Here is a 15,207-nt window from a genome sequence, read left to right as displayed (position 1 = left end):
CGCTTCGGCCCCAGGCCTGATACCAGAACACAGAACAAGGCTGCGCCTGATGCAACACAACTGGTCACGATATCTGCGCCTGATCCTGGCCAGCCTGGCCGGCACCACGCTGGTTGGCCTGTATTTTGGTGAACCGGTATACGGCTTGCTGGTTGGCCTGGTGGGTTACCTCTGGTGGACCCTGATCCAGGCCCGCCGCCTGTACCAGTGGCTGGGCAACCCGGACGCCAGCGAAGAAGCGCCCCAGAGTATCGGCATGTGGGGCAGCATGTTTGACGGCCTGAACAAGCTGCACCAGGGCCACCTGCATACCCAGGACCGCCTCCGGGCCCGTATCAACCGGGTTCAGGAATCCACCAACGCCATGCGCGACGGCGTGATCATGACCGACGCCCGGGGTGCCATGGAATGGTGGAACGGCTCTGCCGAACACCTGCTGGGGTTCCGGCGCAGTACCGACCGGGGCCAGTACATCCACAACCTGATCCGAAACCCGGCCTTCAAGGCCTACTTCGACTCCCGGGACTACCGGGAACCGCTGGAACTGAACTCCCCGGCCAAGCCCCATCTCCACCTGCAAATCCAGATCAGCCTGTTCGGCGACGACGACCGCCTGATCGTGGCCAAGGACGTTACCCGGCTGTACCAGCTGGAACAGATGCGCCGGGACTTCGTGGGCAACGTTTCCCATGAAATGCGGACCCCGCTCACGGTAATCAGCGGCTACCTCGAAACCCTCGTTGACCATGCCGACGAACTGCCACCCAAGTGGCGCCGGGCCATTAACACCATGGCCGCCCAGTCATCCCGGATGGAAGCACTGATTACCGACCTGATCCTGCTGTCGCGTATTGAAACCGGTGAACACACGGTAGATGACACCCTTGCCGACATGGATGCCCTGCTTAACCAGATCTGTCACGACGCCCAGGCCCTGAGCGGCAGCAAACAGCACCGCATTACCGTCAATATTTCCGACCACCGGCTGCTGCAGGGGGATGAAAGCCAGCTGCGCAGCGCCTTCTCCAACCTGGTGTTCAACGCCGTGAAGTACACGCCGGCGGAAGGCGAAGTGACCGTGTCCTGGACGGCCAACCGCGACGGCGCCCATCTGTCGGTCAAAGACAGCGGTATCGGCATCGACCCGGTTCACATTCCCCGCCTGACCGAGCGCTTCTACCGCGCCGACCCGAGCCGGCATAAAGACACCGGTGGCACAGGCCTGGGACTGGCCATCGTCAAACACGTGCTGATCAACCACGATGGCAACCTGGAAATCCGCAGCAAACCCGGCGAAGGCAGCGAATTCATCTGCCACTTCCCCCGTGAGCGACTGGTAGAACGGGTACCGGAACTCCGGGATTAAAGAATTGTCACTCCCGGGCCGGTTCAGCGGTATTTCCGAACCGTAAAAACGCGCTAACATGGCATTCATACCCGCCCATTCATCTTGCGAGGTTTTACTGTGGCCAATCAGCCGATGCCGGGGCCAGTACGTCACGCCCTGACTGCCCTTTTCCTGCCAGCCCTGCTCTTTACCAGCCAGGCTTCGATGGCAGAACTACCCACCATGACCGACGCCGCCTTTGCAGAGTGCAAGGCAGGCCTGCAAGACAAAGCGGTCCAGGCCGGTGTCAGTGCCGACACCGCCAGCCGGGTGATGGCCGATGTCAGCTACCTGGAACGGGTAATCGAACTGGACCGCAGGCAACCGGAGTTCACCACCACCTTTGCCGACTACCTGAACCGCCGGGTTAACGAAAGCCGGATCAGCAAGGGCCGGGAAATGCTGGCCGAGCACAAGGACCTGCTGGCCCGGGTGACCCGGGAAACCGGTGTGCCTGCCCCCTACCTGGTGGCGTTCTGGGGCCTGGAAACCAACTACGGCAGCTACTTCGGCAAGATGCAGGTGCCCAGTGCCCTGACCACCCTGGCCTGTGACCCGCGCCGCACGACCTTCTTCACCGAACAGCTGATTGCCGCCCTGCGCATTATCGACGAGGGCGCCATTCCGGCAGAACAGATGGAAGGCTCCTGGGCCGGCGCCATGGGCCACGTCCAGTTCATGCCCACGGTGTTCCTGAAACACGCCGTAGACGCCGATGGCGATGGCCGCCGGGACCTGTGGAACAGCCTGCCCGATGCCATGATGTCGGCCGGCAAGTTCCTGGAATCCATGGGCTGGGACAGCGACTACCGCTGGGGCCGGGAAGTGTTACTGCCCGAAAACTTTGACTTCAGCCAGGCCGATGGTCGCCGGCTGCCCCTGGCCGAGTGGCGGAAACTGGGCATTACCGATGCCTTCGGTAACGCCCTGGCCCGGGAGCCCATTAAAGCCGCACTGGTGGTGCCCAGCGGCCACCAGGGCCCGGCCTTCCTGGCTTACAGCAACTTCCGGGTCATCATGGGCTGGAACCGCTCGGAGTTCTACGCCATCGCCGTTGGCCACCTGGCCGACCGGGTCGCCGGTGCCGGCGGCCTGCAGAACCCGCCACCGGAAGACCAGCCTGCCTTATCCCGGGATCAGATCATGCAGCTGCAGGAAAGCCTGAACGCCAAGGGCTACAGCAGCGGCGAGCCTGACGGCATTCTGGGTTCCAACACCCGCAAGGCCATCCGCCAGTACCAGAAAGCCGAAGGCCTTATTGCCGACGGCTTTCCGTCCGGGCAACTGCTGCAGGCGCTGGATATCCAGGCCGGTAGCTGAACCATGGACTCCATTACCCAGGCCGCCCTTGGCGCCACCCTGGCCGGAGCCGTGGCCGGCAAAACCCTGGGGCGGTCGGCACTGCTGACCGGCGCCTTGCTGGGCACCCTGCCGGACCTGGACGTAGTCATCGACTATGGCACCGCGGTCGCCAACTTTACCCAGCACCGGGGCTTCAGCCATTCCCTGCTGATTCTCGCGCCCCTGTCGCTGCTGATCGCCTGGGGCCTGTGGCGCTGGAAGCCCGTCATAAGCTACCGGCGATGGCTGGCGCTGGTAGCACTTATCCTGATCACCCACCCCCTGCTGGACGCGTTCACCACCTACGGCACCCAGCTGTTCTGGCCGTTCGGCACTCCGGTGGCTATCAACAGTATTTTCATTATTGACCCGCTCTACACCCTGCCGCTGCTGGCCGGCTGCCTGGCGTTTCTGGTGCGCCCGCCGGCCCGCACGGCGCTGAGCCTGGCACTGGGGCTATCCACCCTGTATCTGGGCTGGACGCTGGTGGCACAGCAAATCATCACCGACAGGGTTCAACCGGCACTGGCCCGGGCCGGGCTGGAACAGCCGGCCCTGATGGTACAACCCATGCCGTTCAATACCCTGTTATGGCGAGCCACGGCCATCACCGACGACACCCGGGTGGAGATTGTTACCGGTTTTCTGGATCGCACGCCGGAACTGTCACTGGAATACTTCCCCCGCAATCCGGTGCTCCGGGCCCGGGTAGCTGGCTTGCCGGAAGCCCGGCGCCTTGAGTGGTTCACCCGGGGCTTCCTGCATTATGAGCAGGCCGGCCAACAGATTACCGCCACCGACATCCGCCTGGGTATTCCCGGCGCCCATCCGTTTACCTTTACCCTGGCGAACCTCTCGGATCAGGGTTTAGCCCCGATCCCCAGCGGCCGGCTGGACCGGCCCGCCATCAATCCGGACGCCCTGCCGCTGCTCTGGGCCCGGCTGACCGGAGAACTGCCGGTGCTGTGCCTGGCCACACTGGCCCCGCCGGCTCAGGGGCATACTTGCTGATGCGCCTGGACCAATACCTTGCCAGCGGCACCGGGTTGTCCCGCAAAGACGCCAAGCGGGCAATCACCGGCAAGCGGGTTCAGGTGAACGGCCAGTTGTGCCGCAGCACCAGCGCCAACATCAACACCGGCGACAGCGTGCTGCTCGACGGCGAACCGGTGACCCTGCCCGGCGAGCTGTACCTGATGTTGCACAAACCCGCCGGAGTGATCAGCGCCACCACCGACAGTAGCCAGCCCACCGCGCTGGACCTGCTGCCACCGGAACTGGCGCGGCAGCTGCACATTGCCGGACGGCTCGACAAAGACACCACCGGACTCCTGCTGCTCACCAGCGATGGCCAGTGGTCGCACCGGGTTACCTCGCCCCGGCGGGACTGCCCGAAAACCTATCGGGTACAGCTGGCCGAGCCATTAACGGCAGAAGCCCGACAGGCCCTGGAACAAGGCATTCAGCTCAACGGAGAAGACACGGCCACGCGACCGGCGCAGGTACTGGCCTGTTCTGAACAGGAGATAGAGCTGACCATCAGCGAAGGCCGTTACCACCAGGTCAAACGCATGCTGGCGGCGGTGGGAAACCATGTCACGGCACTGCACAGACAACGCATCGGCGCGATTGAACTGGATGCAGGGCTGGCACCGGGCCAGTTTCGGGAACTGACCCGGTCAGAAATCGATTCGGTTTAGCGAGCGCTACCGGGCTGCGTCATCGATACGTTCGAACTTCTGGGCCTCCAGGTTCTTGCGCACCGCTCCCGCCTCGAACACCTCGCCATTCATCGCAATGTAGACGCCCGGCGGCAGTAGCCGGGCCGCCGCCCAGGCAAAGCCGATATTGAAGATGGCATCGGTACGACGCATCCGGGCCGGTTGCATGGCCCCGGTCAGCACAATGGTGCGATCGGGCAGGGTTTTCAGGACCTGGGCCGTCTGGGCCATGGTGTCGGTGCCATGGGTGATAATAATGCGGGAATGTTCGGTCTGCTTTACCGCCTCGAGAATACTGTCGCGGTCGTCATCGGTCAGTTCCAGGCTGTCTTTGCGCATCAGCTCCCGGATGGCATAGCCCTCATGGATATTCGACTCTGCCAGCAATTCCGGCAACAGGCTGTCGCCGATCTCGAACTTGCTGTTGGCATCAAAGTACACCTTGTCGATGGTGCCGCCGGTGGTCAGTATCTGGATGGTCACGGGGTATCCTCTATTGGAATGGAGCTAACGGGAACAGGTCTCATTTTAACCATCCGCATGAAACTCCAAATGTAAAATATCTTTAAATGCATTAAAATTTGTTCAAATTCATAATGTTGCAAGATGTTATATTAAGTAACATTGTGTATCGAAGCCTTTGTACCAATCAGGATTGCTACGGAATGGGCGCAGCCTCCACAAACCAACACAGCCCGGCGCGCGCCCGGGGCCGGCGCGCCAGTGGCAGCGGGCTGCAACGCTGGTTTCCGTTTGTGGTGCTGTTGGTGGTGGCAGTCTATGGTTTGCTGGCGGCATTTCTGGGCCAACAAGCTTCGTCGCCGGTTGGCGACACGGCCATCGCCGAGCCTGACCTGCCGGTCATGGTCTGGAAATCCTTCGTCACCGGCATGCTGGTGTTTGCCCTGCTGCTGAACCTGAGCATTGTCATCAGGCTTCGCCGGCCCGGGCTGGCCTGGCTCAGTGTGCTGATGGTGGGCGTTATCTACAGCCAGCTGGTGATGGATGGCCTGGGGCTCTGGCTGATCTGGCCCGGCATACCGGAGCTCAACGCCCTGCTGTCCGTCAGTCTGCCACTATGCCTGATTGCCCTGTGTGAATTCACCCCCCACTTTATTGCCGTGGGCCGGCAAGGCGCCCGGCTACTCCGGGGCTTCAGCCTGGCCGCCGGCCTGCACCTGCTGGCGGCCCCCTTCGCCATCGGCCCGCTGGGGCAGGATGTGTTCCTGGTAGTTGCCGCCACCGGTGGCATGTTCATCTTCGGACTGGTGCTGGGGCAGATCCGCAAGCACGTCTACGCCCGTTATTTCGCCCTGTCGGTACTGGCCATTCTGGTCGGCGCACTCACCACGTCCCTGACAACCATCGGCTGGCTGCCGGTCAATCCGCTGACCGACTCCGCATTTTTTCTGGGGGCAGCCGCCGGCTCGCTGATCCTCACCAGCGGTGTCGGCCGGCTGTTGCTGGAAGAGCGCAAACGCCGGCTGAGCGCCGACATCCGCGCCCGGGAAGAACAGGCACTGCGCGCGCGCATCGAACAGGATTACGACCGGGTCCTGAAAACCCACCGGGTAACCGGCAAACCCAACCGCCCCATGCTGGAAGAGGCGCTGACCGCCATCGACAGCCGGCAAACCCCTTACACGCTGTGCATGGTGCGGCTGACCCGCTTCAATGAACTGGAGCAGGCGCTGGGTTACCGCTCTGCCGAAGAGCTGTTGAGGCAGTACCTGCGGAAGATGAACCGGTTCCTGAAACAGGCATTGGGCGAGCAGCTGATTCCCATCAACGGCTATGCCATTGCCACACTGGATACCGTCAACCATGCCTTTGCCCTGCGCCGCAGCCCGAACCAGCCAGAGCTCGAAACCCGCGCCCTGAGTGCCATTACCGACTGGTTATCGGGCAACTTCAGGGACGGCCGGTTCTCGTTCTCCTGGGCTGCGTCACTGGGCCTTGCCCACGCCCCGGAGCATGGCACCGACGCCGGCAGCCTGCTGTCGGCGGCGGGCTTTGCCTCCCTGAACAACGACAATGCCCTGAGTGTTTATGACCCGTCTATTGCCGAGTGGCAGTACCGCCAGCAGATCCTGATGCTGGACGTTGAAGATGCCCTGAACTCCGGCGACATGTGGCTGGAATACCAGCCGAAAGTGAGCATCCGCGACGGCCGGATCAGCTCGGTGGAAGCCCTGCTGCGCTGGGAACACAGCGAATTCGGACGAATCCCCCCGGACCAGTGGATTCCGCTGGCCGAGGAAGTGGGCATTATCCACCAGGTTACCCGCTGGGTGCTGGACCGGGCCTGCCGTGATGCCAGCGGCCTGCGGGCAAGGTACGGCGACCACATCGCCATCAGCGTCAATATTTCCGCCAAGGACCTGGCTCACCCGCTGTTCCACGAACAGGCTCGGGCGATCCTGCGCCGGCACCACCTGCTGCCCCGGAATATCATCCTGGAGATCACCGAAACCGCCATGATGACCGACCCGGAGCTGGCCCGGCATACCATCGAAATCCTCAGCGACATGGGTTTCCGGATTGCCCTGGATGACTTCGGTTCCGGCCATTCCTCCCTGGGCACCCTGGCCCTGTTCCGGCTGGATGAACTGAAGATAGACCGCAGCTTCCTGCACAATGTGCTGGACTATCCGGCCCGCCAGAAAATCCTGAAAGCGGCACTGGAACTGGGCACCGCCCTGGACCTGGACGTTGTCGTGGAAGGTGTGGAAGAAGAAGCCATCGCCGTCTGGCTGCAACAGTTCCCTGGCCTGCAGGGGCAGGGTTATTACTGGGGTCAGCCCGCCCGGGCCAGCCTCGAATCAACAGGCGCACCCCTGCCCTCTCACGTAAGCGATCATTAGCCCGTCAATAGATGCAGACTCCAATGACCTGCATCAAGGGCCCCTCCCGGCACTGCCATTAAACTGCTCTGACAATTATCAATGTCATGGAGGCCGACTATGTCTTCGCCCATTAAACAGGTTCCAACGCCGGATGCGACCGCGGCGAGCCCGGTGTTCCAGTGCTGGCAACAGGGCTATGGCATAATCCGGCACTCTGAGGCCACCGCTCGCCAGGTACAGGCGCTGGCACAGAAACTGGTGGCAGCAGGCCAACAGCCGGACGCCGACAGCGTATACCGCAAACTGATCGCCCTGGACCGGCTGACCAGCGCCGGCCTGTGGCTGGTGGTGCACATGACCTACTGCAACCGGGTGGATATTACCGGTGCCCCGTTGCAACCGAAGGATTTCAAAACCGCCCCGGAAGGCCACACCGGTGGCGCGCTCAACATGGTGCCGGCCTATGCCGCCTACCTGACCCTGAACAACCTGACCGGACAAACCCGAAGCTGGCTGATGGGCCAGGGCCACTGCGTTGCTGCCGTAGACGCCATCAACGTTCTGACCGGTAACCTGCACCCGGAACAGAAAACCCGGTACCAGGCCGCAGACGGCCTGTCCCGCCTGGCCTCGGATTTTTACAGCTACCGGCAAAAGCCCGACGGCTCCATGGCATCGCCTCTGGGCAGCCACGTTAATCCGCACACCGCCGGCGGCATTATTGAAGGCGGCTATCTGGGGTTCGCTGAGCTGCAGTACGCCCACATGCCGCTGCCCGGTGAGTCCCTGGTCGCCTTCCTGTCTGACGGCGCAGCTGAAGAACAGCGCGGCAGTGACTGGATACCCCGCTGGTGGCGGGCGGAAGACTGCGGGCAGGTGCTGCCGGTGATGATCGCCAATGGTCGCCGCATTGAACAGCGCACCGAACTGGGTACCCGGGAAGGCCTGGAGCGCTTCGAACAGCACCTGGAAGCCCGTGGCTTTGCGCCTTTCCGCTTTGACGGCAAAGACCCGGCTGCCTTTGTCTGCGCCCTGTACGAGATGGAAACCGCGCTGGCCGCCAACGGCGAGGCAGCCAAAAAAGGCGAAACCGCGTATCCGGTGCAGATTCCCTACGGCATTGCTGAAACCGTCAAAGGCTTCGGCTTTTACGGCGCCGGCCAGAACAGCGCCCATAACCTGCCACTGCCGGGCAACCCCCGGCTGGATACCCGGGCCAGGGATCTGTTCCAGGAGCACATTGCGCCCCTGTGGGTTGAACCGACCCATCTCCAGCAAGCCGTTGCCGAACTGAACGAACACGCACTGCAACAGCGCCCGCTGGAGCGGGACCACGCCCTGGCCACCCGAAACCCGCCGGAACCTTCCATACCGGCCCTGCCCTGGGGCCAGAACCAGAGCTCGCCCATGTCGGCCGTCGACGAATTCTTCCGGGCACTGGTGGAGGACAACCCCGGGTTACGCCCCCGGGTGGGCAATCCTGACGAACTGGCCAGCAACCGCCTGACCGGTATCCTGGCTGACCTGAAACACCGGGTTAATGACCCGGAAAGCCGCCAGGAATCAATCCACGGCAAGATCATCACCGCCCTGAATGAAGAGGCCGTGGTGTCTGCCTGCCTGGCCAACAAGGCCGGCCTGAACCTGGTCGCCAGCTACGAAGCCTTCTGCGTAAAAATGCTCGGCGCCATTCGCCAGGAGCTGATCTTTGCCCGGCACCAGAAAGAAGTGGGCCGGCCGGCCCGCTGGCTGGGCTTTCCGGTGATTGCCACTTCCCACACCTGGGAGAACGGCAAGAACGAACAGTCACACCAGGACACCACCTTCTGCGAAGCCATGCTGGGCGAGATGAGCGATGTTTCCCGGGTTCTGTTCCCGGCGGATTACAACAGCACCCTCGCAGTTCTGCCGTCGGTCTTCACTGACCGGGGCCGGATCAGCTGCATGGTGATCCCGAAGCGGGAGCGGCCCTGTGTGTTCAATGCCGGTGAGGCAGAAACCCTGGCCCGCCACGGCGCGCTGGTGGTCGACGAAGACACCTCCACCGGAGAAGAGCCGATTCTGCTGATTGCCAGCGGCGCCTACCAGCTGTCTGAAGCCATCCGGGCCTGCGAGCGCCTGTGGGAAACCGGCACCGCGTTCCGGCTGGTGTACCTGCAGGAGCCCGGGCGCTTCCGCCAGCCCCGGGACCCGCACGAAGCCGCGTTCTGCCTGAACGAATTCGAGCGGGAGCGGTTGTTCCCCCATCGCCTGCAGCGACGGGTTGCGCTTACCCATATGCGCCCGGAAGTATTCCGGGGCCACCTGCACAACCTGTTCCCCCAGCCGTCCCACACCCGGGTGCTGGGTTACGTCAACCGTGGCGGCACCCTGAACGAAAGCGGCATGCTGTTTGCCAATCACTGCTCCTGGGGCCACACCCTGGCAGCCTGCGCCGAGGTGCTGGACAAGCCCCCCGGAGCCTGGCTCTCCAGTGCCGAGCTGGCCGCCGTGGAAGGCCGGGGTGACCCGTCCGTGATTACCCGCGGGCTGCCCTGAAGCGCCGGCGGATTGCCGTTTCCAGCTCCAGCAGCACCAACACCGCCACACCGGCCAGTACCGCAAAGCCCAATGCTTCAGGGGAGAGCGCGGTACTGGCAAAGGTGCCCTGGAACCAGGGCACCCAAGTGAACAGGGACTGCAGGACAATCACTGCAAACACTGCCAGCAGCACCACCGGAGTACCCAGCACACCCCGCAAGGTAATCGACGGCGTATCCAGGTAACGAACCGCAAACAGGTAGAACACCTCCATGGCCACCAGGGTATTCACCGCCAGGGTACTGGCCACCACCGCATCGTCATAGTTGTACATGGCCCAGAACCAGGCGCCGAAGATACCCGCCAGGAACAGCAGGGAGACAAACACGACCCGCCAGACTACAAAGCCCCGGAGCAGGGATTCGTCCCGTGGCCTCGGCGGCTGGGCCATCACGCCCGGCTCCGGCGGCTCGAAGGCCAGGGTCATGGCCAGCACCACCGAACTCACCATATTCACCCAGAGAATCTGCAGGGCGGATATGGGCAGCGCCAGCCCCAGCAGCAAGGCCGTGATCAGACTGATCGACTCGCCGCCGTTAATCGGCAGCATGAAGGCAATGCCCTTGCGCAAATTGGTGTAGACCGTACGCCCTTCCCGCACCGCGGCCACAATGCTGGCAAAATTGTCGTCCAGCAAGACCACCGACGAAGCCTCCCGGGCCGCTTCCGAGCCTTTCACGCCCATGGCGATACCCACATCCGCCCGCTTCAGGGCCGGGGCATCGTTCACCCCGTCACCGGTCATGGCCACCACGCCATGCAGGGCCTGCAGGGCTGCCACCAGCCTCAGCTTGTGTTCTGGGCTGGTGCGGGCGAAAACATCCACTTCACCGGCCGCCTGCTGCAGCTGTTGCTCGTCCATGGCGTCCAGGTCCTTGCCGGTGAGCACCTTGTCGGTATTCCGCAACCCCAGCTTGCGGGCGATGGCTCCGGCGGTCAGGGCGTGGTCGCCGGTGATCATTTTTACCCGGATACCGGCACTGTGGCATTCCTCGATAGCCCGGATGGCTTCCTGCCGGGGTGGGTCCAGCAGGCCCACCACACCCAGCAGTTCAGCCCCCTGCTCCAGTTCTTCCACAACCAGCTCACGGCTGCCGGCTGTCACGGGCCGGCGGGCAATCGCCAGTACCCGCAGGCCTTCGGACGCCATCCCGGCAATGATTCCGTCCCATACCGGGTGGTCAAGTTCAACCGGCTCACCGTTATCCGATAACTGGTGCGAACACATCCGCAGAATCCGCTCTGGCGCGCCTTTCAGGTAGGCCACCTCGTGGCCATGATGATCATGGTGCAGGGTCGCCATAAAGCGGATATTGGTATCAAAGGGTACTTCATCGACCCTTGGCCAATCCCGGGCACTGGCTTCTACATCGAACTCCGCCTTGCTGGCAAACACCTTCAGTGCGGCTTCCATGGGGTCGCCATGAATCACGGCCCGGCCATCCCGGTGGCTGATACTGGCATCGTTGCACAGGGCCGCGGCCCGCGCCATTTCCGCCAGCACAGGGCTGGCATCTGCCGGAGCATCGTTGCGGCAGACCGCGCCCTCAAAGCTGTAGCCCTCGCCGGTGACATCGAAGCGCTGGCCGCCGGCCACTGCGGCGGTCACCATCATTTCGTTGCGGGTCAGGGTTCCGGTCTTGTCGGAACAGATCACCGACACCGCACCCAAGGTTTCGATGACCGGCATACGCCGGACCACGGCCTTGCGGCGAGCCATCTGGCGCACACCAATGGCCAGGGTAATGGTCAGAATCGCAGGCAGGCCCTCGGGAATGGCCGCAACGGTGAGCCCCACCACCGCCATGAACAGCTCCCGGAACTCCAGGCCGCTGAACGCCAGGCCGCCGAAGAAAATCGCCACCCCGGTCAGGATGACAATAATCGACAACACCCGGGCAAACCGGTCCATCTGCTCCAGCAAGGGCGTTTTCAGGGTGGTCGTGCTGGCCAGAAGGCCGGAAATCCGGCCAATCTCGGTACTGGCGCCGGTACGCACCACCACACCCCGGCCGGTTCCGGTGGCCACCATGGTGCCGGAAAAGGCCATACCGGTCTGGTCACCCAGGGCAGCCTCGGCCTCCACCGGCTCGGTGGTTTTATCCACCGCCTCGGATTCGCCGGTCAGGATGGCTTCTTCAATTTTCAGGTTGTGGCACTTTTCCAGGCGGATATCCGCCGGTACACGGTCACCCGGTTCCAGCAAAATGGTATCGCCCGGCACCAGTTCCGCTGCATCCACCTGGTGCTGTCCATCTCTCCGGACAACCCGGGCTTTCGGCGCCAGCATGTGCCGGATAGCCGACAGCGCCTGTTCGGCCCGCCCTTCCTGTAGAAAGCCGACCAGGGTCTGGATGACCACCACCGCCAGGATGACGCCGGCATCGACCCAGTGGCCGAGGGCACCGGTAATCACCACCGCGGTCATCAGCACATAGATCAGGAAATTCTTCAGTTGCCGGCCAAGGCGGGCAAGCGGGCCGGATGCGGCCGCTTCCGGCAAACGGTTGTAGCCCAGGGTGACCAGGCGTTCAGCAGCTTCGGCGTTGGATAATGGATGTTCGGCCTTCAGGCGTTCACGAGCCTCGGCGGCCGGCACAGCCTGCCAGTGCTCAGAAAGCAGGGACCCAGGCTCCAGCGCTGCGGAGTCGGAAGATGGGGGAGATCCGGTCATTACTGATTCCTTGTAGTGGACTCAACCATACTACAAGGCCGGCACAGGCCTTTGCCATTGGCACAGGTCAAACAAAAACGGGAGCCGAAGCTCCCGCAAACGATCCGAACACAGGTGACACCTGGTTATCCGCTGATAAAGACCGGGCCAGCCCCCAGGTTCCACAGGATCACCGAACCCACGCGGGTGGACACCAGGATCACCAGTGCGACCGTCAGCAAAGCGCCACCGTACATCACAGCACGCTCTTTCTCGATGCCCATCACAATGGGCAGACCGTCATACATTAACCAGGCGCCGTAGCAGGCGGCTGCCAGGAATACCGCAGCGTTGAACCAGGGCACCGGATACAGCAGGGCAAAGCCCGCCAGGAACAGGGGCGTACAGGAATAAGCCGCTAGGGCAATGCCATTGGAAGGCACGTGTTCTTCCTTGGCACCGTAGGTCCTGGCCATCCAGTTGATGGCATAGCCGAGGGCAAACACCCCCACCAGCATTGCCACGTAGGTCAGGACACTCAGTTGAACCGCACTGATTTCCGTAAGTTTGATCAGCCGCTCGCTACCCACAGACCAGCCGAAGTGTGCTGTTGAAATATAGGCGCAGATGGGAGCAATGGCCGCCAGAATGGCAATGTAAGCGATATAGAGCCTGGTTGGATTCTCGTGTTCCTTTCTGATGGATACCCACTCCTGGTCAGGGTGAGTAAAGAGACCGAACGCATGTGACAGGAGCATAGACCACCCCGCATTGTTGCTGTTGTTGGTATGGGGATATACGGCGCCTGAACCAGTTCAGACTTACAACCGTTCCTGTACTTAACTATAGTCAAGAATGCCGGTGGTAAAAGACGGCTTTGATGCTATTTTGTTCAAAGCCCGCCGTTATCATACCCTTTAGTTCTTGATGAACAGGAGCAGGAACCGCCATGAAACCACGTTTGAACAAACACTCGCTCGCCGCCCTTACCCTGGCCATTGCCAGCCTCAACGCACATGCCGAGCTTCGCACCGAGACCGTGGAATACACGCTCGATGGCCAGGTCTTCAGCGGCTACCTGGCCTGGGATGATGAAGCCGAAGGTAAAAGACCCGGAATCCTGCTGGTACACGAATGGTGGGGCCACAACGACTTTGTCCGGGAACAGGCAGAACAGCTGGCAGCCGCCGGTTATACCGCCTTTGCCCTGGACATGTATGGCGAAGGCAAGCTGGCCGAGCACCCGGATACCGCCCAGGAGTTCATGAAACAAGCCACCCGGGATATGGAGCAGGTAAAAGCCCGCTTTATCAAAGCGAAAGAGCTATTGCAGAACCACGAATCGGTGGATGCTGACAAGATTGCCGCCCAGGGCTACTGCTTTGGCGGTGCCGTGGTGCTCAATATGGCACGGATGGGCGTCGACCTTGATGGCGTGGTGAGCTATCACGGCGCCCTGGCCAGCCCGCTGCAGGCCGAAGCCGGCAAAGTCACCGCACGGGTACAGGTGTATACCGGCGGCGCCGACCCGATGGTGCCATCAGAACAGGTGGCCGGCCTGGTTCAGGAAATGCAGGATGCCGAGGTGGACCTGACGCTGGTGAGCTTCCCGGGGGTCAAGCACTCCTTCACCAATCCGGGTGCGGATGCCTTTGCCGAAAAGTTCGGTATGCCGGTCGGCTACGACGAGGATGCCGCCCGCCGTTCCTGGGATGGCACCCTGCTGTTCTACCAGGAGCTGTTCGGCAGCTGATCCGGCAAACCGGGCAGGCACAAAAAAAGGCAGCCTTGGCTGCCTTTTTTTGATGTTGCTGAATCCTCAAGGATTACAGGGCAACAACGTTCTCCGCCTGAGGACCTTTCTGGCCCTGAGTTACGGTGAACTCAACCTGCTGACCTTCGGCCAGGGTCTTGAAACCAGAGCCTTGGATGGCGCTGTAGTGAACAAATACGTCCGGGCCGCCTTCACGAGTGATAAAGCCAAAGCCTTTTGCTTCGTTGAAGAACTTAACAGTACCGGTAACAGTAGACATACGTAAACTTCCTGAAATCAATCATTTTATCTGCTGCCACACACCATTCTGGTGCTGGTCAGCGTGTTACGGAAAAACTGAACTCGCGGGATCAAAAACAGGACGGCACTACTAACTGCGGAGGTACGTCTTATTCATGAACTGCTTTGCTAATCTTTCCTTCAGGATTCACTCTACTCCTGAATTTCCGGCTTGCCAAGGGTAAATTCAATAATTTATGTAGGTAGTGATACCAAGGCCGGAGCGGTCATCCGCAACCGTCTTTATCCCCTGAACAGGGTGAAGGTCCAGAAGCCCAGGGCGGTCATCAGGATGGAACCAATCACGTGGGCCAGGATGCCGGTGAGGGCCACCGCCCACTTGCCTTCCTGCATGGCGGCAAACATTTCCAGGGAAAAGGCCGAGAAGGTCGTCAGCGCACCGCACAGGCCCGTTACGGCGAACAGCCGCCACTCCGGAGCCAGCGAACTGCTGTGGGTAAAGAAGCCCATCAGCAGTCCGATCAGCCAGCCACCACTGAGGTTGGCCACCAGGGTGCCCCAGGGAATGGCATGGTAACTGGCATTCAGCCACAGGCTAAGGGCCCAACGCAGGTTGGCGCCGATCACGGCGCCAACACTGACAGCAACTACCGACAGCCACATAT

12 protein-coding genes are annotated in these 15,207 nt (G+C 61.9%); 7 read left to right on the top strand and 5 right to left on the bottom strand.

Going from position 1 to position 15,207, the window contains the following annotated elements:
• Window positions 1–49 precede the first annotated feature (49 nt).
• The 4 genes from phoR to LWH94_RS02760 all read left to right on the top strand — a co-directional run bounded on the left by phoR (window position 50) and on the right by LWH94_RS02760 (window position 4,428).
• The gene (gene phoR / locus LWH94_RS02775) at window positions 50–1,366 is read left to right on the top strand and encodes a phosphate regulon sensor histidine kinase PhoR (RefSeq protein ID WP_232901179.1); all 1,317 of its coding nucleotides are present in this window, start codon (window positions 50–52) and stop codon (window positions 1,364–1,366) included.
• 114 nt (window positions 1,367–1,480) lie between these two features.
• Window positions 1,481–2,707 carry a lytic murein transglycosylase gene (locus LWH94_RS02770; protein ID WP_442914958.1) on the top strand — a complete coding sequence of 409 codons (1,227 nt, stop codon included), beginning with the start codon at window positions 1,481–1,483 and terminating at the stop codon, window positions 2,705–2,707.
• 3 nt (window positions 2,708–2,710) lie between these two features.
• Entirely contained in the window at window positions 2,711–3,739 is a 1,029-nt protein-coding gene (locus tag LWH94_RS02765; protein WP_232901178.1) for a metal-dependent hydrolase, read from the top strand.
• Window positions 3,739–4,428 carry a pseudouridine synthase gene (locus LWH94_RS02760; RefSeq protein WP_232901177.1) on the top strand — a complete coding sequence of 230 codons (690 nt, stop codon included), beginning with the start codon at window positions 3,739–3,741 and terminating at the stop codon, window positions 4,426–4,428. The genes LWH94_RS02765 and LWH94_RS02760 overlap by 1 nt, the downstream gene beginning before the upstream one ends.
• Before the next feature lie 6 nt (window positions 4,429–4,434).
• On the opposite strand, the gene LWH94_RS02755 is transcribed toward LWH94_RS02760, so the two are convergent.
• A complete protein-coding gene (locus tag LWH94_RS02755; protein ID WP_232901176.1) occupies window positions 4,435–4,932 on the bottom strand; it encodes an asparaginase domain-containing protein in 498 nt (165 codons plus the stop codon).
• Between the two features lie 182 nt (window positions 4,933–5,114).
• On the opposite strand from LWH94_RS02755, the gene LWH94_RS02750 reads away from it, so the two are divergent.
• Together LWH94_RS02750 and LWH94_RS02745 are read left to right on the top strand one after the other, a co-directional pair.
• The gene (locus tag LWH94_RS02750; protein ID WP_232901175.1) at window positions 5,115–7,313 is read left to right on the top strand and encodes an EAL domain-containing protein; all 2,199 of its coding nucleotides are present in this window, start codon (window positions 5,115–5,117) and stop codon (window positions 7,311–7,313) included.
• A 99-nt stretch (window positions 7,314–7,412) separates the two neighbouring features.
• Complete coding sequence (locus LWH94_RS02745) at window positions 7,413–9,833, top strand: xylulose 5-phosphate 3-epimerase (RefSeq protein WP_232901174.1); 2,421 nt, start codon at window positions 7,413–7,415, stop codon at window positions 9,831–9,833.
• Here LWH94_RS02745 and LWH94_RS02740 read toward each other — a convergent pair.
• Together LWH94_RS02740 and LWH94_RS02735 are read right to left on the bottom strand one after the other, a co-directional pair.
• Window positions 9,814–12,549: a cation-translocating P-type ATPase gene (locus LWH94_RS02740; RefSeq protein ID WP_232901173.1), complete on the bottom strand. Its 2,736-nt coding sequence runs from the start codon at window positions 12,547–12,549 to the stop codon at window positions 9,814–9,816. The two genes, LWH94_RS02745 and LWH94_RS02740, sit on opposite strands and share 20 nt — an antisense overlap.
• A 125-nt stretch (window positions 12,550–12,674) precedes the next feature.
• Complete coding sequence (locus tag LWH94_RS02735) at window positions 12,675–13,286, bottom strand: Yip1 family protein (RefSeq protein ID WP_232901172.1); 612 nt, start codon at window positions 13,284–13,286, stop codon at window positions 12,675–12,677.
• A 191-nt stretch (window positions 13,287–13,477) separates the two neighbouring features.
• Here LWH94_RS02735 and LWH94_RS02730 point away from each other — a divergent pair, with 191 nt between their 5' ends.
• A complete protein-coding gene (locus LWH94_RS02730) occupies window positions 13,478–14,281 on the top strand; it encodes a dienelactone hydrolase family protein (RefSeq protein WP_232901171.1) in 804 nt (267 codons plus the stop codon).
• A 73-nt stretch (window positions 14,282–14,354) separates the two neighbouring features.
• Here LWH94_RS02730 and LWH94_RS02725 read toward each other — a convergent pair whose 3' ends face one another.
• Both LWH94_RS02725 and crcB read right to left on the bottom strand, forming a co-directional pair.
• Entirely contained in the window at window positions 14,355–14,561 is a 207-nt protein-coding gene (locus LWH94_RS02725) for a cold-shock protein (protein ID WP_008939715.1), read from the bottom strand.
• A gap of 263 nt (window positions 14,562–14,824) precedes the next feature.
• Entirely contained in the window at window positions 14,825–15,205 is a 381-nt protein-coding gene (crcB, locus tag LWH94_RS02720) for a fluoride efflux transporter CrcB (protein WP_094624925.1), read from the bottom strand.
• Between the last annotated feature and the right edge of the window lie 2 nt (window positions 15,206–15,207).

Source organism: Marinobacter sp. G11 (assembly GCF_021282325.1).
Taxonomy (GTDB): domain Bacteria; phylum Pseudomonadota; class Gammaproteobacteria; order Pseudomonadales; family Oleiphilaceae; genus Marinobacter; species Marinobacter vinifirmus.
Note: the sequence above shows the minus strand (reverse complement) of the source record. Positions and strands in the feature narration are given on the sequence as shown.

Coding starts and splice junctions, on each gene's coding strand:
- LWH94_RS02750 (WP_232901175.1), top strand. CDS start 5,115: ATGGGCGCAGCCTCCACAAACCAACACAGCCCGGCGCGCGCCCGGGGC.
- LWH94_RS02770 (WP_442914958.1), top strand. CDS start 1,481: ATGCCGGGGCCAGTACGTCACGCCCTGACTGCCCTTTTCCTGCCAGCC.
- LWH94_RS02745 (WP_232901174.1), top strand. CDS start 7,413: ATGTCTTCGCCCATTAAACAGGTTCCAACGCCGGATGCGACCGCGGCG.
- LWH94_RS02760 (WP_232901177.1), top strand. CDS start 3,739: ATGCGCCTGGACCAATACCTTGCCAGCGGCACCGGGTTGTCCCGCAAA.
- LWH94_RS02765 (WP_232901178.1), top strand. CDS start 2,711: ATGGACTCCATTACCCAGGCCGCCCTTGGCGCCACCCTGGCCGGAGCC.
- LWH94_RS02730 (WP_232901171.1), top strand. CDS start 13,478: ATGAAACCACGTTTGAACAAACACTCGCTCGCCGCCCTTACCCTGGCC.
- phoR (WP_232901179.1), top strand. CDS start 50: ATGCAACACAACTGGTCACGATATCTGCGCCTGATCCTGGCCAGCCTG.
- crcB (WP_094624925.1), bottom strand. CDS start 15,205: ATGTGGCTGTCGGTAGTTGCTGTCAGTGTTGGCGCCGTGATCGGCGCC.
- LWH94_RS02740 (WP_232901173.1), bottom strand. CDS start 12,549: ATGACCGGATCTCCCCCATCTTCCGACTCCGCAGCGCTGGAGCCTGGG.
- LWH94_RS02735 (WP_232901172.1), bottom strand. CDS start 13,286: ATGCTCCTGTCACATGCGTTCGGTCTCTTTACTCACCCTGACCAGGAG.
- LWH94_RS02725 (WP_008939715.1), bottom strand. CDS start 14,561: ATGTCTACTGTTACCGGTACTGTTAAGTTCTTCAACGAAGCAAAAGGC.